Genomic DNA, 21,554 nt, shown 5'->3' with positions numbered 1-21,554 from the left:
AAAGTAATGGGGAAGAATGTATTAATTATTGGTGCAAGTGGGGATATTGGTTGTTCCATTGCTGAAAGGCTTTCCGCCGAGGGATACCAGTTAATCCTACATTATAACCAAAACAGGCCAGTATTGGATAAATTACGTGAGAAGCTGGATGATTCCAATATTCTAAGTGTGATTCAAGCTGATTTAAGTAAGGAAAACCAGATAAAGGAATTTATAAGTCATCTCGTTTTTCCAGTTGACGCAATTATCTTTGCGAGTGGAAAGGCTCATTTCGGTTTATTTCAAGAGACGGCTGAACAAGTCATGGATGAAATGTTAAACCTTCATGTAAAGGCACCATGGATGATTACAAAAGCGATGCTTCCTGGGATGATACACAATAAGTTTGGAAAGATTATCTTTATTAGCTCTATTTGGGGTGATGTTGGGGCAAGTTATGAAGTCATTTATTCCTCTGTAAAAGGGGCACAGAATAGCTTTGTAAAGGCACTTGCGAAAGAAGTTGCTCCAAGTGGTGTTTCGGTAAATGGAATCAGTCCTGGCTACATTGATACAAAGATGAATAGTCATTTAACGGAAGAGGAGAAATTGGCTATTTATGCTGAAATACCAATGAACCGTGCAGGAACAGCGGATGAAATTGCGCATGTCACTAGCTTTTTATTGGATAAACGTTCTAATTATATTCAAGGTGATATTATAAACGTTACTGGCGGTTGGTAAGGATACTTCTTCTAAAATGCATGTATAATTGGATTAAAGTATCAAATACTATACTTGTATTAAATCCAAGGAGGCAGATATCATGTCAGTTCTTGATAACTTTGACACATGGAAAGGTTTCTTATCCAATCGCTTACAGCAGGCCGAAGCACAAGGAATGGATCAACAAACGATAACAAGTGTTGCTGCAGAAGTAGGAGATTACTTAGCGCAGAATGTTGACGCGAAAAATAAAGAAGAAGCGGTTCTAAAAGAACTTTGGAATGCTGCTTCAGAACAAGAACAACAAGCTATTGCTAGTACAATGGTAAAACTTGTTCAAAATCAAGGAAATGCTTAATAAGTGATTTTTCGAAGAAGCTGTATACTCTCACGAGTACAGCTTCTTTTCATACTTATACATAATTAAATGAATTTTCAGGTGAAAGATAGTATTAAAATTGGTTGGTAAAATTTTCATCTTACGCTTTCCACTTTGTGTAAAATCATTTATCATAGAAGTATATATTGCAATTCATTATTCGTTTGGTTACTATTAGATAAGTATACCAAAAGTGGAAGTGCCGTTTAGTGACGAACGAACAAACCCCGTAGAAGACAAAGGAAATACGCACGAGCGTAGCGTTTAAGGAAGTACGACTGTGTCGAACTGCTATCGCAGGGTGGAGAGGGAGAAGTCGCGAACAGCATGGGTGCTGGAGCTGGACGATAAAGGGGCGGATGATAATGGAAAAAACAGAATGGTATCTTGAATATGAAATCCAAACAAATCGTCCTGGTTTATTAGGTGACATTTCTTCGTTATTAGGTATGTTATCCATTAACATTATATCAATCAATGGTGTCGAAAACTCGAGAAGAGGAATGCTGCTTCTATCTGAATTTGACGAAAGTATAATGCGATTAAAAACCATTTTAGGAACAATGGATACAATAAATGTAACAAAATTACGTAAGCCTAAATTAAGAGATAAGCTTGCTGTACGCCACGGAAAGTATATTCATTCCGATGTGGATGATCGAAAAACATTTCGTTTTGTGCGAGATGAATTGGGATTATTGGTCGATTTTATGGCTGAACTGTACAAGCAGGAAGGGCATAAATTGATTGGAATCCGTGGTATGCCACGTGTAGGAAAGACGGAATCGGTTGTTGCTGCAAGTGTTTGTGCTAATAAAAAATGGTTATTCGTTTCAAGCACGATGCTAAAACAAACAGTTCGAAACAATTTAATTGAAGGTGAGTATAATACGGACAACATATTCATTATTGACGGTATTGTCTCAACGAGAAGGGCGAATGAAAAACATTGGCAATTGATTCGAGAGATTATGCAAGTACCGGCAGTAAAAGTGGTCGAGCATCCAGATATATTTGTTCGCACAACAGAATATAATCTTTCTGATTTTGATTATATTATTGAAATACGTAGTCATGAAGATGAAGAAATCACGTATGAAACAATTGAAAAACAACAGTTTAATGAAGGAAATGGTTTTTCTATGTTTGATTTCTAAAACGGAAGGTGTTTTATTATGGATATAGGGGCAAGGTTGAAAGAGGAAAGAGTCTCGAAAGGCCTATCCTTAGAAGAATTACAAGAAATAACGAAAATTCAAAAACGCTATTTAGCTGCTATTGAGGAAGGAAAGCTTGAAATTCTACCAGGTAAATTCTATGCTAGGGCCTTTATTAAGGAATATGCAAATGCTGTAGGATTAGATCCTAGCGAGTTATTGGAAGAACATAAAGAGGAAATTCCGAAAACAGAAGAGGACAGTACTGTTCAGTATAGCAGAATGCAAAGAACGAAAAAGGATAGTAATTTAGAGAAAAGCTCTAGCTTTTTTTCGATCTTTCCAACAATTATTGTTGTATTATTAATTATTGGTATTATTCTTGTGCTTTGGTTTTTTATAAAAGAAGATGGTTCTGATAATGGCTCAGGTACAGAAACAGATCAAAAGAACACGGAAGTGATTATAAATAATCCGAACGATGTGGCAAGCGAAGATAATGATAATACGGAAAATAACGAGGACGAAACAGGGGAAACTACGGAAACAGAAGAACCTGTAGAAGAAGAGCCTGAAGAGGAAGAAGGTCCTCAAGCAGAATTTGTTGTCGTAGAAGAAGGTACAGGTTCAACCCCGGAATCTACCCTTGAGTTAAACAATACTGGGGAAGAAGTTATTGTATTGTTAGAATCTGCTGAAGGAAATACATGGCTTGATGTAACAGATGCGGATGGGAAATCATTTTATAGTGCGAACTTTGATGAAAACACTTCACCACATGAGATTGATATGAGTGATACCGATCGCATTTTCTTTAATGTTGGAAATGCACCCGCATTAAAGATATCTATAAATGGGGTTGAATTAGAATATCCAGTCGATATAAGTAATGTACATCAAAGGCTGTGGGTTAATATAAATAACGAAACTGAATAAATAAAGTACAAACCCTTCCCTATTAGGGAAGGGTTAACTTAGGTGAGAAGATTAGACATTTTTTGTATATACGTTGCTATTGATATAAACTTCTGCGTAAGTGCTTTGTTGATTTCCGCTACGGGCAGTACGCTTTCCGCGGGCACGGCTTCAGCCCTCCTCGCGAGCAAAGACCGCTCACTGCGGGGTCTTCAGGCACGTGCTTTTCCCGCAGGAGTCGACTGCCCTCCACTCCAATCAACTATTTTATCAGTGCTAAACTATGACATTATTTGAGTAGAGAGCAATATGTAGTGGAGGAAACACACGAAGACTCCTACGGGAGGCTCACCAGCCGCCTGCGGAGTGTGTTTCCGGAACGACGTACTTCTCACTATACTGAATTAAAGAAATCAACACTTTATACAAATTATGTCGCAGTTATATTTTACGTCACAGCTTTTTATTTAAGTAAAAGCAACAAACCTTTGGGAAAACAGCCACAGATTTAAAAACAGGAGGAAAATGTTACAATGAATTTACCAAATAAACTTACGCTATCAAGAATTTTTTTAATTCCAATATTTATTATTTTATTAAGTGTCCCATTTGAATGGGGAGAATGGAATATTGGAGAAAATACGCTACCAGTATCCCATTTTGCTGCTGCTCTATTATTTATTGTTGCGGCTTCCACTGATTGGATTGACGGATACATTGCAAGAAAACATAATCTTGTTACAAACTTAGGGAAGTTCTTAGACCCACTAGCAGATAAATTACTCGTATCAGCTGCACTGATTTTATTCGTGGAATTAGAGCTTGCTCCTGCATGGGTTGTTATTATTATCATTAGTAGAGAGTTTGCAATTACTGGTTTACGCTTAGTAGCTGCTGGAGAAGGGATTGTCCTTGCAGCTGGGAAGATGGGGAAAATCAAAACTGCTACGCAAATGGTAGCCATCGCTGTATTACTATTACATAATTTTCCATTTTCATATATAGGGTTTCCTTTTGGAACAGTAATGTTGTATATTGCATTATTCTTCACCGTTCTATCTGGTATTGATTATTTTGTTAAAAATTGGCATGTAATGAGGGATTCCAAATGACAAAACAATTTAAAGCAGAAATTATTGGTGTTGGGACAGAGTTGTTGTTAGGGCAAATAGCAAATACAAATGCACAATGGCTTTCAGAAAAGCTTGCTTTACTTGGTATTAATGTATATAAGCATGTTGTTGTTGGAGATAACCTGCAGCGTGTAGAGGATGCATTCAGAGACGCACAAATTCGTTCGGATATTGTTATTGTTACTGGAGGACTTGGCCCGACTGATGACGATCTCACTCGAGAAGCATTCAGGAATATGAGTAATCTAGAGATGGAAGAACATATACCGTCAATAAATAAGATTGAAAGCTATTTTAAAAAGCAAAAATCAGCCATGACACCGAATAACCGAAAACAGGCTCGTGTATTTAAAGGGTGCAGTGTGCTCGACAATAAAGTTGGAATGGCACCAGGAATGATCGTTCTTTATGAAGAAAAAGTGTGGATTTTCTTACCAGGTGTCCCAAGGGAAATGAAACAACTTGTAACAGACAGTGTATTACCATTTCTCGGGAAACACACAGGTAGCGAAGAAATTATAAAATCACTCGTCTTGAAGTTCATCGGTATTGGTGAATCACAGCTTGAGCATGAAATTAGTGATATTATTCAGGCGCAAAGTAATCCAACGATTGCACCGTTAGCTCAAAATGATGGAGTGGTGATTCGATTAACTGCAAAAGAGAAATCGGAGGAAAAAGCAAACGCGTTATTAGTACAAACGAAACAGCAAATCATGGAACGTGTTGGAGAGCACTTATTTGGTATAGATGAGCAAACACTAGGGCAACAGGTTATATCATTATTAAATAAGAAGAAGATGAAGATAGCGGCTGCGGAAAGTTTAACTGGTGGCATGTTTATGGATAAACTTATTTCAGAAAGTGGTGCTTCCTCCGTTTCTCGTGGTGGAATTGTCTGTTATGATGTGAAAGTGAAAGAAGAAGTATTAGGTGTTTCTAGTAAAACCATTCGTGCGCATGGAACTGTAAGTGAAGAATGTGCTTTAGAAATGGCAAATAATGTTCGTAAAAAGCTAGATTCAACGATAGGGATTAGTTTCACTGGTGTTGCTGGACCAGAGGAAGTAGAAGGAAAGTCGGTTGGTACGGTTTATATTGGTGTATCTACTAATGATGGGTATCATAATGTACAGGAGTTTCATTTCTTTGGCGATCGTAACACAGTAAGAGGCAGAGCAACTTTAAAAGGTTTAGAAATTATTTTTAAATACCTAAAAACGATAAAATAACGCTCTTTTTTTAGTAGAATGTTATATTTGATAGATATTTATATATGTGAAATTAGATTTTTAACGATTTTTTCTTTCCAAAACATAAGAACATCTATTCGACTTTTACTTGGCAAATAGGAGAAAACATTGTATGATGGAAGTAGTTAATTAAGGAGGTAGTCAGATTTGAGCGATAGAAAACAAGCATTGGATATGGCTTTGAGGCAAATAGAGAAGCAATTTGGTAAAGGTTCCATCATGAAACTAGGTGAAAATGAACAACAAAAAATCGATACGATATCAAGTGGTTCACTAGCATTGGACGTTGCATTAGGTATTGGTGGGTATCCTAAAGGTAGAGTTATAGAAATATATGGTCCGGAATCATCAGGTAAAACAACCGTTGCACTTCATGCAATTGCTGAAGCACAAAAGAAAGGTGGACAAGCAGCTTTCATCGATGCTGAGCATGCCCTTGATCCAATTTATGCAAGAGCATTGGGCGTTAATATTGACGAATTATTACTATCCCAGCCAGATACAGGTGAGCAGGCATTAGAAATTACGGAGGCACTTGTTCGTAGTGGTGCTGTAGATATCATTGTTGTCGATTCAGTGGCAGCATTGGTTCCAAAAGCAGAGATTGAGGGGGAAATGGGTGATTCCCATATGGGCCTTCAAGCACGTCTTATGTCACAGGCTTTAAGAAAGTTATCAGGTGCAATTAATAAGTCACATTCTACTGCTATTTTCATTAACCAGGTTCGTGAAAAAATTGGTGTTATGTTCGGAAACCCTGAAACAACAACTGGTGGTCGTGCACTTAAATTCTATGCATCTGTAAGACTAGAAGTACGCAGGGCAGAACAATTAAAACAAGGTAATGAAGTTGTTGGTAGCAAGGCTAGAATTAAAGTTGTTAAAAACAAAGTAGCACCACCATTTAAACAAGCGGAAGTTGATATTATGTATGGTAAAGGTGTCTCTATAGAAGGTGAAATACTTGATATCGGAGCGGAACTTGATATTGTAGAAAAAAGCGGTGCTTGGTATTCTTATAATGGTGAAAGACTTGGACAAGGTCGCGAGAATTCGAAAATATTTTTAAAAGAAAATCTTGATATAATGAATGAAATCCATAAGAAGATTCGTGATCATTATAATTTGGACGGCGAACATGTTATAGAAGAAGATAAAGATGTTGTGCAAGAAAGCTTAGATATGTAATAGGTTAAATCCCTTATGTTTTCATAAGGGTTTTTTTATGTGCATCTTGTGACGTATTCTTGACATTTGTAATAATGACAATTACAATTGAAATGTATAATTTTATAATTTTTATAAGAATAATTGTTGATTATGCACTTTAAAATGTTACATGCCGACAATAAGAATGTACAACTTTATAGCAATAGGAGGTGAAATCATGGACATTATTTATTTAATCATCTCCATTTTGCTTGCTCTAATCGTCGGATTGTTTGTTGGTTATCTAATACGTAAATCTATTGCAGAAGCAAAAATTTCTAGTGCGGAAACTTTAGCAAAACAAATTGTTGAAGAGGCACATCGAAATGCAGAATCCTCCAAAAAAGAGGCACTTCTTGAGGCGAAGGATGAGAATCATAAACTTCGTCAGGAAACAGAAGAAGAATTGCGCGAACGTCGTATGGAAATACAAAAGCAAGAAAATCGTCTGTTGATAAAAGAAGAGAATCTTGACAGAAAAAGTGAAACATTAGACAAACGTGAGACGTTGTTAGAGAACAAAGAACAAGCGCTAACAACAAAACAACAACAAATTGAAGAAATGGAAAGCAAAGTGGAAGCTATGAAAGAACAGCAGCAAGCTGAGCTTGAACGCATTTCTGGGTATACAACAGACCAAGCAAAACAGATTATTTTAGAGCGAATAGAAAAAGAAGTAAAACACGATTCAGCTATAATGATTAAAGAAGCTGAAAATCGTGCGAAAGAGGAAGCAGATAAGAAAGCGAAGAACCTTTTATCTCTTGCCTTGCAACGCTGTGCTGCAGACCATGTTGCTGAAACAACCGTTTCTGTTGTAACCTTACCAAACGATGAAATGAAAGGTCGTATTATTGGTAGAGAAGGGCGTAATATCCGTACATTGGAAACGCTGACTGGTATTGACCTTATTATTGATGATACTCCAGAAGCAGTTGTTTTATCTGGGTTTGATCCAGTAAGACGGGAAATTGCACGTATGGCCTTAGAAAAACTTGTACAAGATGGTCGTATTCACCCTGCTCGAATTGAGGAAATGGTAGAAAAGGCCAGACGTGAAGTTGATGAGTATATACGTGAAGTTGGTGAAGAGACAACGTTTGAGGTTGGCGTACACGGTCTACATCCAGATTTAGTGAAAATTCTTGGTCGCTTAAAATATCGTACAAGCTATGGTCAAAATGTATTGAAACACTCAACAGAAGTTGCATATCTTTCTGGTTTACTTGCTGCTGAACTTGGCGAAGATGTAACGTTAGCTAGAAGAGCAGGTCTCCTTCATGATATTGGTAAAGCAATTGATCATGAAGTAGAAGGAAGTCATGTGGAAATAGGGAAAGAACTTGCAATGAAATACAAGGAACATGAGGTTGTCATTAATTCAATTGCTTCTCACCATGGAGACGAAGAACCTACTTCTGTTATTGCTGTATTAGTTGCCGCAGCTGATGCATTGTCTGCTGCAAGACCAGGTGCCAGAAGTGAAACTTTGGAAAACTATATTAAGCGATTAGAGAAATTAGAAGAAATTTCCGAGTCATTTGAAGGTGTTGAGAAATCATTCGCTATTCAAGCAGGTCGTGAGATAAGAATTATGGTGAAACCTGATGAAATTGACGATCTAGAATCTGTTCGTATCGCAAGAGATATACGGAAACGAATAGAAAATGACCTCGATTACCCTGGCCACATTAAAGTTACAGTAATAAGAGAAACAAGAGCAGTTGAATATGCGAAATAAGGAAAAGCGGTCATTCTGGCCGTTTTTTTATTTACGCGCTTAAATAAGGTATAATAGGTATATATTTTTAATAATAAGAGGGCTCTTTTCGAAATGTTTGTTACTTTGTAATCTTCGTAGTTGGTATAAAATGCGAAGTAATTTGAGATAATGTTCTTCCGCCGTTCCGGCAATACACTTCGCTTTTCGCGGGCGGCTGGTGAGCCTCCTCCGTGCTAACGCACTACGCAGTCTCACCTAGGCCTATCCTCCCGCAGAAGTCTACGTGTATTGCCTCCACTAGGTTTGTGCTATTCGACTTACTAATAATATTATTACTAGTATGTGGTTGATTGGAGCGGAGGGCAGCCAGTCGACTCCTGCGGGAAAAGCACGTGTCCGAAGACCCCGCAGCGGCGGTTTTTCCGCGAGGAGGCTGAGGCCGTGCCCGCGGAAAGCGTACTGGCTGCCCGGAGCGGAAATCAACAAAGCACTTTCTTCGCATTTTATACATATTACGATAAAAACAACAAATTTTTAGGTAGGTGGGACGAATAAACGTAGCTCCAATCTTCTCGAAAATAGCCAAAAAGAAAAAGTGAAATAATAGATAGGATGATTGAAAATGAAAATATTATTTATTGGCGATGTTGTAGGTTCTCCAGGTAGAGATATGGTAAAAGAATATTTGCCAAAGTTAAAAGAAAAGTATCGCCCAAATGTCACCATTATTAATGGAGAAAATGCTGCGGCTGGAAAAGGGATAACAGAAAAAATATATAAGCAATTTCTAGAATGGGGCTCCCAAGTTATTACAATGGGGAATCACACGTGGGATAAAAAAGAAATTTTTGAGTTTATTGATGATGCCAAATATATGATTCGTCCAGCGAACTATCCTGAGGGCACACCAGGAAAAGGGATTGTCTTTTTAAATGTAAATGGTATTGAAGTAGCAGTTATTAACCTTCAAGGTCGTACATTTTTACCTGCAATCGATGATCCATTTACAAAAGTAGATGAGCTTATTGAATTAGCGAAGAAACGCACGAATATCATTTTTGTTGATTTTCATGCAGAAGCAACGAGTGAAAAACAGGCGCTTGCATGGTATGTTAACGGGAGAGTAAGCGCGGTTGTAGGAACGCATACCCACACACAGACAGCGGATGACAGAATCCTTCCAGATGGTACTGCGTATATTACAGATGTTGGTATGACAGGTCCATACGATGGTATTTTAGGTGTAGATAGAGAATCCGTTATTAAACGTTTTTTGACAAGTTTACCTGTTCGATTTGAAGTGGTGAAAGATGGTAGAACGCAGCTGAGCGGATTTTTAGTTACAATTGATAATAATAGTGGAAAAGCAACAAAAGTCGAACGGATCTTAATTAATGACGACCATCCATTTTTTAGTTGAATACCTAGAATCTCTTAAATAAGTAATTATTATAGGGAATAAGCTTAACCTTCTAAGAATATAGTAGCAATAGAACTACATTAGTAAATGAAGGAGGTACTAGTAATGGATGTATTAAAAGTTTCAGCAAAATCAAGTCCAAATTCAGTAGCGGGTGCACTTGCGAATGTTTTACGTGAACGTGGTACAGCGGAGATTCAGGCAATTGGCGCGGGGGCATTGAACCAAGCGGTTAAAGCTGTAGCTATTGCTAGAGGATTTGTAGCACCAAGTGGGGTAGATTTAATTTGTATTCCAGCTTTTACAGATATAATGATTGATAATGAAGAGAGAACTGCAATCAAATTGATTATTGAACCTAGATAAAATGATATTATTCTTGTAGCCTTCCTTTTGGGGAAGGTTTTTATTTGCGTACTGTAAGAATTATTGTTAAATTTAAGATTAGGAGTTATACTATAATATTGTAATCTGTTATACATAGATAATCGTTTAGAAAGGAGTTTATCAATGAACGAAGAACAGCGTAAAGAACAAGCTCAAATTATCCAAGTAGACCCTGGCAACACAAATAAAGATAATATAAATCGCATAAAAAGTACATCTAGTGATGAAATGATAGCTAAATATTTCAGTACAAATCAAGCACCGGACATAAAGAAAGCAAGAAAGCGTTATAAAGAAGAAGTGAAATTTCATTATGATTTTTCCATTCCAGAAGATATGCAGGCGATTGGAAAAGGGAAGAAATTTTTGATTCGTACATATGGCTGCCAGATGAATGAACATGATACAGAGGTAATGGCTGGTATATTAAGTGAAATGGGCTATGAATCTACGTCTGATACAAATGAAGCCGATATTATTTTATTAAATACTTGTGCCATTCGTGAAAATGCAGAAAACAAAGTATTTGGTGAAATTGGTCATTTAAAACCGCTTAAATTAGAAAAACCAGATGTTATTCTTGGAGTTTGTGGCTGTATGTCACAAGAAGAGTCGGTTGTTAATCGTATCATGGAAAAACATCCACATATTGATTTAGTATTTGGAACACATAATATCCATCGCCTTCCACAACTTGTTAAAGGTGCAATGTTTAATAAAGAACAAGTTGTTGAAGTATGGTCAAAAGAAGGGGACATTATTGAGAACCTTCCAAAAGTACGTAAGGGCAAAATAAAAGCATGGGTTAATATTATGTATGGTTGTGATAAGTTCTGTACGTATTGTATTGTTCCAATGACCCGTGGGAAGGAACGAAGCCGTAGACCAGAAGATATTATCGGGGAAGTTCGTAGACTGGTTGCTGATGGTTACCAAGAAGTTACATTACTTGGACAAAATGTAAATGCATACGGTAAAGATTTTGAGGATTTGGAATATACGCTTGGTGATCTAATGAATGATATTCATAAAATTGATATTCCAAGAGTCCGTTTCACAACATCACATCCAAGAGACTTTGATGATCATTTAATTGAAGTACTAGCTCAAGGTGGAAATCTTCTTGATCATATTCATTTACCAGTTCAATCCGGAAGCAGTGAAGTACTGAAGAAAATGAATCGTAAATATACGAGAGAAGATTATCTAGAGTTAGTCGGTAAAATAAGAAAAGCGATTCCAAATGCTACGCTAACAACAGATATTATTGTTGGTTTCCCAAATGAAACCGAGGAACAATTTGAAGAAACAATGACACTTGTTGAAGAAGTAGGCTTTGAGGCAGCGTATACATTTATTTACTCACCTCGGGAAGGAACACCTGCTGCAAGAAAAAAAGATGATGTTCCAGAAGAAGTGAAGAAACAACGGTTATATCGTTTAAACGAGCTTGTTAATAAGCAGGCAGCAGAGTCTATGAAAAAATATAAAGGCAAGGTAGTAAAAGTCCTAGTTGAAGGCGAAAGTAAAAAAGACCCTGATGTATTAGCTGGATACACGGAAAAGAACAAATTAGTAAACTTTAAAGGTCCTAAATCAGCAGTTGGCAAAATTGTAGATGTCGAAATAACGGAAGCAAAAACATGGTCCTTAGATGGCATAATGGTTGAAAAAACAGTAGAGGTGAACTAACATGGCGGAATATACACGTAAACAGGTATTAGATGAAGCAAAAAAAATTGCTGAAATGTTGACAAATACAGAGGAAATTGAACGCTTCAAACAAGTAGAAGCAAAGATTAATGAAAACCAAAAAGTTCAGAAGTTAATCCAGAAGATAAAAACATTACAAAAACAAGCAGTTAACTTTCAAGCATATGGCAAACAAGAAGCGTTAAAAAAAGTGGATGAAGAAATTAATCGACTACAAAATGAAATTGATGATATTCCAGTTGTACAAGAATTCAAGGAAATTCAAGTGCTTGTAAATGAAGTTTTACAGCTTGTTTCTGGAACTATATCAAGAGAACTAACCAATAATATTATAGAATCAACTGGTGGCGACATACTATCAGGTGAAACAGGTTCAAAAGCTAAGAACAAAGCAGGCTCAGGCTGCGCACACTAAGAAGAAGAACCAGACAATGAAACAATACTGTCTGGTTCTTTTTTAAGCCTTTAAATATTGATTAATAGCCTTTCTGCGTGTTCCTTTTTCTTTTTCATTCATCAAGCTATGCACTTTAGGTGTTTGTCTTGCATAAACTGACAATGAAAAAAGAGGAGGTAAAAGTAATTATGACTTTTCTTGATAAAGAATATAGAGAAATCATTACAAAAGCAGTATGTGGAAAAGGTCGCAAATTCACGCAAGACTCTCATTCAATCGCACCATCTCACAGGCCATCAAGTATTTTAGGGTGTTGGGTAATCAACCATTTATATAATGCGAAGAAGAAATCAGAAGATACAGTTGAAATACATGGTAGCTATGATATTAATGTGTGGTATTCGTATAATGACAATACCAAAACAGAGGTGGTAACAGAGCGAGTAACGTATACGGATGTGATTCCACTTTCTGTAAAGGATGAATACACAATAAGTGATGAATACGATGTATTTGCTAAAGTGATCCAACAACCAAATTGTCTAGAGTGCAAAATTACAAACAATGGTCATAAAATTGTTGTGGAGATTGAACGTGAATTTATTGTGCAAGTGATTGGAGAGACAAAAGTATTTGTTAGAGTTGAACCGAAAAGAGATGCGTTTGATGATGACGATGATGATGCGTGGGACTACAAAGTGACAGATGATGAGTTGGAAGGTGTAAAACCAGATTTTCTAAATAAGAAAGACTAACTTCGTACGGGAGAATTCAATTCTCTCGTATTTTTTTGGTGTTTTTAAATCGTTTGTTTCATAATTATCATAGACTTCGGATCTATTTAATTCAGAATAGTGTAGTTCTCGCTCACACTTATTAATGTTAGGTGTTGTCATTCGCTCCGGCAGAATACTTCGCTTTCCACGGGCACGGCCTCAGCCTCCTCGGAAGAAAAGTCCTTCCTGCGGGGTCTTCGGACACGTGCTATTCCCGTAGGAGTCTTCGTATTCTGCCTACGCTATGTTAGTTGCTCTAAATATTTTTGAGGTTATAGTCCATATGACCACGTTACGGATCGTTGTTTTCTGTAAAAAACAGTATATTTCTAGTTTTATAAAAGTAGAGCAGATGTCTTTCCGGAACGACGTGTTATAGGGTAACTCTGAATTAAAGAAGTTCGTAGTTTACATCAATTTTGAAATTAAATAATGGGATGTTAATATTTTCTCTTGTTTTAGTCGGGCACGAAATTTGTAGATTTATGCTATAATAAAATAAGTAAATTACGGGCTTTTGGAGGATTAATCATGTCAAAGCAAACACCAATGATGGAGCAATATTTAAAAATAAAAGCAAATCATCAAGATGCCTTTTTGTTTTATCGACTAGGGGATTTTTATGAAATGTTTTATGATGATGCAGTTCATGCGGCAAGAGAATTAGAAATAACATTAACGAAGAGAAACAACGGAAAATCAGAAGGAATACCGATGTGTGGTGTACCTTATCATTCTGCTGATAATTATATAAGGTTATTGATAGATAAAGGCTACAAAGTGGCAATTTGTGAACAAGTAGAAGATCCAAAAACGGCTAAAGGTGTTGTGAAAAGAGAAGTTATTCAGGTTATTACTCCCGGAACGGTGATGGAAAGTAATATGTTGAAGGACGGAGAGAATAACTATATTGCTAGTTTATCCCATTTTTCAGACGGTTCGAATGTGATTGTGTACAATGACTTGTCTACTGGCGAAAATCGACTTGTTCTTATTAATCAAGGCTGGGATGCGGTTATTCATGAACTATTTAACCAGCCGATTAAAGAAGTCGTAATTTCATCTGAATTACCAGAAGACTTACAAAGGGAGCTTCGTGATCGACTGCAGGTTACATTATCGTATCAGGATGAAGTTACCTTTAATGCTGAATATCGTAATTTGAGCGAAAACATTAATAACGATACAAGACTAATGGAAGCATTTAGTCGTCTATTAAACTATATCCAACATACACAAAAACGATCACTTGATCATTTACAGAAGGCAGAAGTAATTGAATTAAATGAGTATTTATCCCTTGATATGTATTCGAAAAGAAATCTTGAATTAACAGAAACAATTATAAAAAAAGGGAAACATGGTAGTCTTCTATGGGTATTAGACCAAACGGTGACTGCTATGGGATCAAGAATGTTAAAAAAGTGGATAGAGCGGCCTCTATTGGACAGAACACGGATTGAAAATAGGCATGACATTGTAGAAGGTTTTTATCAAGGATTTATGGAAAGAGACTCGATCCGTGAGACGCTTAAATCTGTCTATGATTTAGAACGATTAGCTGGAAGAATTGCATTTGGTAACGTCAATGCAAGAGATTTAATCCAATTAAAACAATCGCTTGAAAAAATTCCAGAACTAAAAACCGTGTTAAATCAGTTTAATCATAAACAAATAAAACATTTAGCAAATGAACTGAATTACCCTGAACATTTACTAGAACTACTTCAATCAAGTATCGTAGAGGACCCACCTATTTCTATAAAAGAAGGTTCTATTATAAAAGATGGATATAATGAACAACTCGATACGTATCGTGATGCATCAAGAAATGGGAAACAGTGGATTGCAGCATTAGAAAAACAAGAAAAACAAGATACGAATATTAAATCACTTAAGATTGGGTTTAACCGTGTATTTGGCTATTATATTGAAGTGACAAAGGCAAATCTACATCTTTTACCAGAAGGAAGATATGAAAGAAAGCAGACGTTAACGAATGCAGAGCGATTTATCACACCTGAATTAAAAGAAAAAGAGCAATTAATCCTGGAAGCAGAAGATAAAAGTATTGAACTGGAATATCAATTATTCGTTTACATTCGTGACCAGATTAAAGAATATATCCCCGACCTTCAGCACCTTGCAGATGTTGTTAGTAATATTGATGTACTACAAGCATTTGCTCATGTGAGTGAGTCTAATAATTATAAGCGTCCTCGTTTTGTGAAAAACAAGTTGCATATAAAAAATGGACGTCATCCAGTCGTAGAAAAAGTGATGAAAGATGGGTCTTTTGTTCCGAATGATGTAGAACTGGACCAGGAGAAAAACATATTACTAATAACAGGCCCAAATATGTCTGGTAAAAGCACGTATATGCGTCAGTTAGCATTGACAGTCATTATGGGTCAAGTGGGTTGTTTCGTGCCCTGTGATGAAGCTGATTTGATTATATTTGACCAGATTTTCACGCGTATTGGTGCTGCAGATGATCTAGTGTCTGGACAGAGTACATTTATGGTAGAGATGCTTGAAGCGAATCATGCGATTACCAATGCAACAGATCGAAGTCTCATTTTATTAGATGAGATCGGTCGTGGGACAAGTACGTATGATGGAATGGCTTTAGCGCAAGCGATTGTTGAGTATATCCATAATAATATCCATGCGAAAACTTTATTCTCAACCCATTACCATGAATTAACGTCACTTGAAAAAACATTAGCCCACTTAAAAAATATTCATGTTCGTGCAGAAGAATACGAAGGAAATGTTGTTTTTCTACATCAGATGAAAGAAGGGGCAGCAGATAAGAGTTACGGTATACAAGTAGCGAAATTAGCAAGTCTACCTGAAGCACTTATCGATAGAGCAAGTACGATTTTAACGGAGTTAGAGTCTGGAAATAAGAAAGAGCAAATGACTAAAGATCAAACAGTAGGAAAAATTGATGCTGGACAATTATCTTTCTTCGTAGAGGAACAAGCCCAAATAGTGAACACGAAGGCATCACGAAATGAGAAAGAATCAGGAGCACACGAAATGGTTGCACAAGAACTCAGCGATTTAGACTTGTTTGATATGACCCCAATGGATGCGATGAACGCATTATACAAATTACAGAAAAAATTAAAGTAGGTATGTTTAAGGAGATGTTTGCATGAAGATCATACAAATGCCTGAATTATTGGCTAATAAAATTGCCGCTGGAGAAGTAGTGGAACGACCTGCCTCCGTAGTCAAGGAATTAGTTGAAAATAGTATCGATGCAAACAGCACATGGATAAAAATTGAATTAACAGAAGCTGGTCTTCAACAGATTAAGGTGTCAGACGATGGGGATGGAATGAGTGCAGAAGATGCAGAACACGCCTTCCTTCGTCATGCTACAAGTAAAATCAAGGATGAAAATGATCTGTTTCATGTAAGAACATTAGGCTTTCGTGGGGAAGCGTTGGCTAGTATTGCCTCTGTAAGTAAATTAACGGTTAAAACATCAGAAGGAGACACTGCTAGCACCTTTCTTCGCCTAGAGGGTGGAAAAGTAGTTGAGAAAAATAAAAGTGATGCACGTAAGGGAACGGAGATTACGATCGATGATTTGTTTTATAACACACCAGCACGATTGAAATATATGAAAAGCCTCCATACGGAGCTTGGACATATTACAGATTTGCTAAACCGTCTAGCCCTCTCTCATCCTGAGATTCGATTTGAGGCGATTCATAATGGAAAGGGATTATTTCGTACTTCTGGTAGTGGTGACCTACTGCATGTCATTTCATCTATTTACGGAATGAACGTTGCAAGAAAGATGCTACCGATTAAGCATGAGACATTGGATTTTACCGTACATGGTTATATTGCTAAACCAGAGGTCACAAGGGCGTCACGTACGTATATTTCGACGATCATTAATGGTCGCTATATACGTAGTAATCCACTAATCCAGTCAATTGTTCGTGGATACCATACATTACTACCGATTGGTCGTTCGCCAATTGTTGTGCTTAATATTGATATGGATCCCATTCTAGTTGATGTAAATGTGCATCCGACCAAATTAGAAGTACGTTTTAGCAAGGATAAAGAATTATACGGTGAAATTGAGAATCAAATTCGTTCGAAGTTCAGGGAAATAACATTGATTCCAGAAATGGAACAGCAATCTAAACCTAAACCAAAAGAAAAATCCTTTCAGCAGATGATGGATTTTGATCCTGTAAATAATCGAGTTGCTGAAACGAGCACTCGTCTTGCTTCTGAAAGACAACAACTAGTTGAACAAGAAGTAAATGCTACGGAGAATCGTTTCGTTCCAACTCCTCCTTCAGAACAGCCTTCAAACGGATATGAGGCACAACAAAGGGTTGAGGAAGCATTCTCGGAAAAAGAGGCAATCGATGCAACACCAGAGCTTAGAACGCAACGAGTACCAAGCATGTATCCGATTGGTCAACTACAAGGAACGTATATATTAGCTCAGAATGAAAATGGGCTATATATGATTGACCAGCATGCGGCCCAAGAACGTGTAAAATATGAGTTTTTCAAGGTGAAACTAGGTAAGCCGATAAATGAGGCACAAGAATTATTAATACCAATGACATTTGATTTTTCAAAACAGGAATCAATTTTTATCGAACAGTATAAAGAAGAATTAGAGAAAGTTGGTTTATTCTTTGATAAATTCGGTAATCAAACGTATGTAATCCGTTCCCATCCAAATTGGTTTCCAAATGGATTTGAAGAGGAAGTCATTCGTGAGATGGTCGAGCAAATCATGCAGGAAGAAAAAATTGATGTAGAGTCAATCCGTGAAGATGCGGCAATATTGATGTCATGCAAACGGTCGATTAAAGCGAACCATTATTTAAATCAAGAAGAAATGTTCCGGTTATTGGAAGATTTACGTGCAACAACCGATCCATTCACATGTCCACATGGCCGACCAATTATTGTACACTTTTCTACGTATGAGTTAGAGAAGATGTTTAAGCGTGTGATGTAACAAACAAGTATAAATTTTGCACCCTAGGTTAAGCTAAAAGAAAAGACTGGGGTGTATAAATTGGTACAAGACAACCAAAGATTAATTAACTTTTTAAATCAACTTCTCTCTAATTATTTTGTTATGTATGTAAAGCTTCACAGGTATCATTGGTTTGTTCAAGGTCGTCATTTCTTTACCTTGCATGAGAAGTTTGAAGAAATGTATGACATGTTCGCTAGTGATTTAGATGAAGTTGCTGAGCGTATTTTAGCAATCGACGGGAAACCACTTGCAACGATGGTGAAGTATTTAAAAGAAACAACACTCACAGAAGCGAATGCGGATGACAAGGAAAATGAAATTATTGAACAGTTAGTAAAAGACTTTGAGCAGATTATTTCAGAGATTAAAAAGGATGGCATTCCGCTTGCTGAGAAGCATAATGATGAGCCAACTGTTGACCTTTTAGTTACCATTCAAGGGAAATTAGAGAAACATGTGTGGATGTTAAATAGCTATCGTGCATATGAATAATTTATATATTTTAGGGGAATACTAATGAACAAAACCGTAATTGCAATTATGGGTCCAACTGCAGTAGGAAAAACGAAATTAAGCATTGAAATTGCTAAACGCTTCAATGGTGAAATAATAAGCGGCGACTCCATGCAAGTCTATAAACAAATGAATATCGGGACAGCCAAGATTAAAAAAGAAGAAACAGAAGGGATTCCTCATCATATGATTGACATTAGAAGGCCTGATGAGGAATTTTCTGTGGCTGATTTCCAAGCGCATGTTAAGAAATACATTGATGACATTTTATCACGTGGGAAACTTCCCATTATTGTTGGGGGGAGTGGATTATACATACAGGCCGCTTTATATGACTATAATTTTTCAAATCAAAAACGTGATGAATCCATTTCAAAAAAACTAGAAGCTCAAGTTAGAAAGGAAGGAATTACTACGCTTTATCATCAACTAAAAGCGGTTGATCCACAAGCTGCAGATAAAATCCATCCAAATAATCATAGACGTGTGATTCGTGCAATGGAAATCTATGAAACAACTGGAATAACGATGACAGAATATCAGAAAGAGCAACAATTGGAATCTCCTTACAATCTTATTTTGGTTGGATTAGAGATGGATAGGGAACTTCTTTATAAACGAATTAATGAGCGGGTAGACGACATGATGGAACAAGGTCTACTCGGGGAAGTGAAGGCATTGTATGAGCAAGGGTATGAACATTTCCAATCAATGCGTGCGATTGGGTATAAAGAATTTATTCCTTATTTTAAAAATCAGCAAACACTAGAGGAATCGGTCGAATTATTGAAAAGGAATTCCAGAAGGTTTGCCAAAAGGCAGTTCACATGGTTTAAAAACAAAATGAATATAACATGGTATGAACTCGCACCGGAAACAATAGACGAAAAGTTTTCAATGATTTTACAAGATTTAGCAGGATTTTTAGAAAAAAAATAGAATTGAATAATATAGATAGAAAAGAGGAGGAAGCATGATGGCACAAACCGTTAACATTCAGGACCAATACTTAAACCAATTAAGAAAGAACCATATTTCGGTTACTGTATTTTTAACAAATGGTTTTCAATTAAGGGGTATCGTAAAGGCTTTTGATAACTTTACTGTTTTATTAGAAACAGAAGGTAAACAACAATTAATCTTTAAACATGCCATTTCCACATTTGCACCAGTGAAAAATGTTACACTTGAAAAAGAATAAGGAAAACGGACGAACTCTTTCGTCCGTTTTTTTGGTATGAGAGGATGAAAATCATGAAGCCTTCGATAAAATCGCTAAAAAGATATTTTATCGGAAATATAATACTCTTTACGTTCTTAACAATAGTATACTATATTAATTATCAAAGTAATGATTCCTCCGTACTTACTTTAGAAAATTTTACGCTTGTAATTGGAATTACTTTATTGCTTGTTTCAACACTTTCATATATTTCAATGAAGATATATGAAAAAAAACGTAATAAAAAAAATAGAGATAAAAAAGCGATATATTTTTAAAAATGAATTTAATTTATTGAGTTAACCTGTTCCGCAATCGGGCGTGATTGTTGAATATATTTTTAAAGAGAGTATCTTGTCTTTGGTTTTAAATTAGTTTACTAAAAATGTTGTTTCGGAATAGAAATATACTTTAAGCGGCGTGATGTAGCATATCCCTATAAGTTACACAGAAGTTAATAGCAACTACGAGGTTAAAGGCACAATCATTACGGAAAATAATTTGTTTAACAATTAGGCGTTTGTCACAATGTTTTTCATTCATACGTATACTATGGTTGAATGAAGGGGTGATGGTGTGGAATCGCAAAGGAATCGTTATAAAAATGGGCAAATAAACATAATTCTCAATGATAGTAAAAAGATACAGGTGGAACAAAGAAAAAATGTACATTATATCGAAAGTAGCCCATTTAAAAAAATTGATAATCATTTTTCATCTTTTATTGGAATGAATAAATTAAAAACAACGATAAAAGAAATATATGCAACAGTAGTAATAAACGAAAAAAGAAAAGAGTTAGGGTTAAAGGACGAAAAACAAGTGCTCCACATGCTTTTTAAAGGAAATCCAGGAACAGGGAAAACGACTGTGGCTAGACAGCTAGCAAAGCTTTATTTTGAAATGAATATACTATCTAAAGGCCATTTTATTGAAGCGGAAAGAGCAGATTTAGTAGGAGAATATATTGGTCAAACGGCTCAAAAAACACGTGCAATTATACAAAAGGCGATGGGTGGCGTATTATTTATAGATGAGGCCTATTCGTTAGCACGTGGTGGGGAAAAGGATTTTGGTAAGGAAGCGATCGATAGCCTCGTAAAACATATGGAAGATAATCATAATGACTTTGTGCTCATTCTAGCTGGATACCCGTATGAAATGGATCGTTTCTTGCAACTTAATCCAGGGCTTAAATCAAGGTTCCCGTTTATTCTTAACTTTGATGATTATGAAGTAGATGAACTAATGCGGATTGCAAAGCTCATGGCTACAGAAAAGGAATTTAAGTTAAGTAAGGAAGCAGAATGGGAATTAAGGACCCATCTCTTTAAGAAAACCCAAGAAAGTGGCCGGAATTTTGCGAATGCGAGGTATGTCCGGAATGTCATTGAGCATGCCATCCGGATGCAGGCAGTACGATTATTAGAAAATGAAAAGTTTGATTTAGATGACCTAGTACTTATTACAGCGGAAGATTTTCAAATGGAACAACTAGCCCGTAATCTTGGGATGGAATGATAAGGCTGCCTCCAGTTGAACCACCAATCTGGAGGTATTACTATTTCATGAAAACATACAATATGGGAAATATACATGGTGTAGTTTTTATAG

19 protein-coding genes are annotated in these 21,554 nt (G+C 36.4%); all 19 read left to right on the top strand.

Annotated elements, in window-relative coordinates:
* The first annotated feature begins 6 nt into the window (after positions 1-6).
* The 19 genes from ymfI (at position 7) to spoVK (ending at position 21,461) form a co-directional block, all read left to right on the top strand.
* The gene (ymfI, locus tag D8M05_RS04605) at positions 7-723 is read left to right on the top strand and encodes an elongation factor P 5-aminopentanone reductase (protein WP_121129121.1); all 717 of its coding nucleotides are present in this window, start codon (positions 7-9) and stop codon (positions 721-723) included.
* A gap of 82 nt (positions 724-805) precedes the next feature.
* Positions 806-1,063, top strand: a complete 258-nt coding sequence (locus D8M05_RS04600; RefSeq protein WP_121129119.1) for a DUF3243 domain-containing protein — start codon at positions 806-808, stop codon at positions 1,061-1,063.
* Between the two features lie 386 nt (positions 1,064-1,449).
* Positions 1,450-2,241, top strand: a complete 792-nt coding sequence (locus D8M05_RS04595) for a YmfK family protein (protein ID WP_121129117.1) — start codon at positions 1,450-1,452, stop codon at positions 2,239-2,241.
* An 18-nt stretch (positions 2,242-2,259) separates the two neighbouring features.
* Entirely contained in the window at positions 2,260-3,177 is a 918-nt protein-coding gene (locus tag D8M05_RS04590; protein ID WP_121129115.1) for a helix-turn-helix domain-containing protein, read from the top strand.
* A gap of 512 nt (positions 3,178-3,689) precedes the next feature.
* Entirely contained in the window at positions 3,690-4,268 is a 579-nt protein-coding gene (gene pgsA / locus D8M05_RS04585) for a CDP-diacylglycerol--glycerol-3-phosphate 3-phosphatidyltransferase (RefSeq protein WP_121129113.1), read from the top strand.
* Positions 4,265-5,521: a competence/damage-inducible protein A gene (locus D8M05_RS04580; protein WP_121129111.1), complete on the top strand. Its 1,257-nt coding sequence runs from the start codon at positions 4,265-4,267 to the stop codon at positions 5,519-5,521. The genes pgsA and D8M05_RS04580 overlap by 4 nt, the downstream gene beginning before the upstream one ends.
* Positions 5,522-5,689: 168 nt before the next feature.
* Positions 5,690-6,730: a recombinase RecA gene (gene recA, locus D8M05_RS04575; RefSeq protein ID WP_121129109.1), complete on the top strand. Its 1,041-nt coding sequence runs from the start codon at positions 5,690-5,692 to the stop codon at positions 6,728-6,730.
* A gap of 199 nt (positions 6,731-6,929) precedes the next feature.
* Complete coding sequence (gene rny / locus D8M05_RS04570) at positions 6,930-8,492, top strand: ribonuclease Y (protein ID WP_121129107.1); 1,563 nt, start codon at positions 6,930-6,932, stop codon at positions 8,490-8,492.
* A 604-nt stretch (positions 8,493-9,096) separates the two neighbouring features.
* A complete protein-coding gene (locus D8M05_RS04565; protein WP_121129105.1) occupies positions 9,097-9,894 on the top strand; it encodes a TIGR00282 family metallophosphoesterase in 798 nt (265 codons plus the stop codon).
* Between the two features lie 105 nt (positions 9,895-9,999).
* A complete protein-coding gene (locus D8M05_RS04560; protein ID WP_121129103.1) occupies positions 10,000-10,260 on the top strand; it encodes a stage V sporulation protein S in 261 nt (86 codons plus the stop codon).
* A 144-nt stretch (positions 10,261-10,404) separates the two neighbouring features.
* Positions 10,405-11,973 (top strand): tRNA (N6-isopentenyl adenosine(37)-C2)-methylthiotransferase MiaB, encoded by a 1,569-nt coding sequence (gene miaB / locus D8M05_RS04555; protein ID WP_121129101.1) that lies wholly within the window; start codon positions 10,405-10,407, stop codon positions 11,971-11,973.
* A 1-nt stretch (position 11,974) separates the two neighbouring features.
* Complete coding sequence (locus D8M05_RS04550; RefSeq protein WP_121129099.1) at positions 11,975-12,409, top strand: YlbF/YmcA family competence regulator; 435 nt, start codon at positions 11,975-11,977, stop codon at positions 12,407-12,409.
* A gap of 170 nt (positions 12,410-12,579) precedes the next feature.
* Complete coding sequence (locus D8M05_RS04545; protein WP_121129097.1) at positions 12,580-13,146, top strand: outer spore coat protein CotE; 567 nt, start codon at positions 12,580-12,582, stop codon at positions 13,144-13,146.
* Positions 13,147-13,698: 552 nt separating this feature from the next.
* Entirely contained in the window at positions 13,699-16,308 is a 2,610-nt protein-coding gene (gene mutS / locus D8M05_RS04540) for a DNA mismatch repair protein MutS (protein ID WP_121129095.1), read from the top strand.
* Between the two features lie 22 nt (positions 16,309-16,330).
* Positions 16,331-18,181, top strand: a complete 1,851-nt coding sequence (gene mutL / locus D8M05_RS04535) for a DNA mismatch repair endonuclease MutL (RefSeq protein ID WP_121129093.1) — start codon at positions 16,331-16,333, stop codon at positions 18,179-18,181.
* A gap of 60 nt (positions 18,182-18,241) precedes the next feature.
* The gene (locus tag D8M05_RS04530; protein WP_342772237.1) at positions 18,242-18,697 is read left to right on the top strand and encodes a Dps family protein; all 456 of its coding nucleotides are present in this window, start codon (positions 18,242-18,244) and stop codon (positions 18,695-18,697) included.
* 24 nt (positions 18,698-18,721) lie between these two features.
* Positions 18,722-19,657, top strand: coding sequence for a tRNA (adenosine(37)-N6)-dimethylallyltransferase MiaA (gene miaA, locus D8M05_RS04525; protein ID WP_121129091.1), 936 nt, complete (start codon positions 18,722-18,724; stop codon positions 19,655-19,657).
* A 37-nt stretch (positions 19,658-19,694) separates the two neighbouring features.
* Positions 19,695-19,919 carry an RNA chaperone Hfq gene (hfq, locus tag D8M05_RS04520; protein ID WP_121129089.1) on the top strand — a complete coding sequence of 75 codons (225 nt, stop codon included), beginning with the start codon at positions 19,695-19,697 and terminating at the stop codon, positions 19,917-19,919.
* A 597-nt stretch (positions 19,920-20,516) separates the two neighbouring features.
* Positions 20,517-21,461 (top strand): stage V sporulation protein K, encoded by a 945-nt coding sequence (gene spoVK, locus D8M05_RS04510; protein WP_121129085.1) that lies wholly within the window; start codon positions 20,517-20,519, stop codon positions 21,459-21,461.
* The last annotated feature ends 93 nt before the right edge of the window (positions 21,462-21,554 follow it).

Origin of the sequence: Oceanobacillus bengalensis, from assembly GCF_003628445.1 — a bacterium.
GTDB lineage: Bacteria > Bacillota > Bacilli > Bacillales > Amphibacillaceae > Oceanobacillus > Oceanobacillus bengalensis.
The sequence above is the reverse complement of the archived record's forward strand: the minus strand, read 5'-3'. Positions and strand labels throughout refer to the sequence as shown.

Bases quoted from the DNA above. Each gene is read 5' to 3' on its own strand.
- ymfI (WP_121129121.1), top strand. From the start codon at position 7: ATGGGGAAGAATGTATTAATTATTGGTGCAAGTGGGGATATTGGTTGT.
- D8M05_RS04600 (WP_121129119.1), top strand. From the start codon at position 806: ATGTCAGTTCTTGATAACTTTGACACATGGAAAGGTTTCTTATCCAAT.
- D8M05_RS04595 (WP_121129117.1), top strand. From the start codon at position 1,450: ATGGAAAAAACAGAATGGTATCTTGAATATGAAATCCAAACAAATCGT.
- D8M05_RS04590 (WP_121129115.1), top strand. From the start codon at position 2,260: ATGGATATAGGGGCAAGGTTGAAAGAGGAAAGAGTCTCGAAAGGCCTA.
- pgsA (WP_121129113.1), top strand. From the start codon at position 3,690: ATGAATTTACCAAATAAACTTACGCTATCAAGAATTTTTTTAATTCCA.
- D8M05_RS04580 (WP_121129111.1), top strand. From the start codon at position 4,265: ATGACAAAACAATTTAAAGCAGAAATTATTGGTGTTGGGACAGAGTTG.
- rny (WP_121129107.1), top strand. From the start codon at position 6,930: ATGGACATTATTTATTTAATCATCTCCATTTTGCTTGCTCTAATCGTC.
- D8M05_RS04565 (WP_121129105.1), top strand. From the start codon at position 9,097: ATGAAAATATTATTTATTGGCGATGTTGTAGGTTCTCCAGGTAGAGAT.
- D8M05_RS04560 (WP_121129103.1), top strand. From the start codon at position 10,000: ATGGATGTATTAAAAGTTTCAGCAAAATCAAGTCCAAATTCAGTAGCG.
- miaB (WP_121129101.1), top strand. From the start codon at position 10,405: ATGAACGAAGAACAGCGTAAAGAACAAGCTCAAATTATCCAAGTAGAC.
- D8M05_RS04550 (WP_121129099.1), top strand. From the start codon at position 11,975: ATGGCGGAATATACACGTAAACAGGTATTAGATGAAGCAAAAAAAATT.
- D8M05_RS04545 (WP_121129097.1), top strand. From the start codon at position 12,580: ATGACTTTTCTTGATAAAGAATATAGAGAAATCATTACAAAAGCAGTA.
- mutS (WP_121129095.1), top strand. From the start codon at position 13,699: ATGTCAAAGCAAACACCAATGATGGAGCAATATTTAAAAATAAAAGCA.
- mutL (WP_121129093.1), top strand. From the start codon at position 16,331: ATGAAGATCATACAAATGCCTGAATTATTGGCTAATAAAATTGCCGCT.
- miaA (WP_121129091.1), top strand. From the start codon at position 18,722: ATGAACAAAACCGTAATTGCAATTATGGGTCCAACTGCAGTAGGAAAA.
- hfq (WP_121129089.1), top strand. From the start codon at position 19,695: ATGGCACAAACCGTTAACATTCAGGACCAATACTTAAACCAATTAAGA.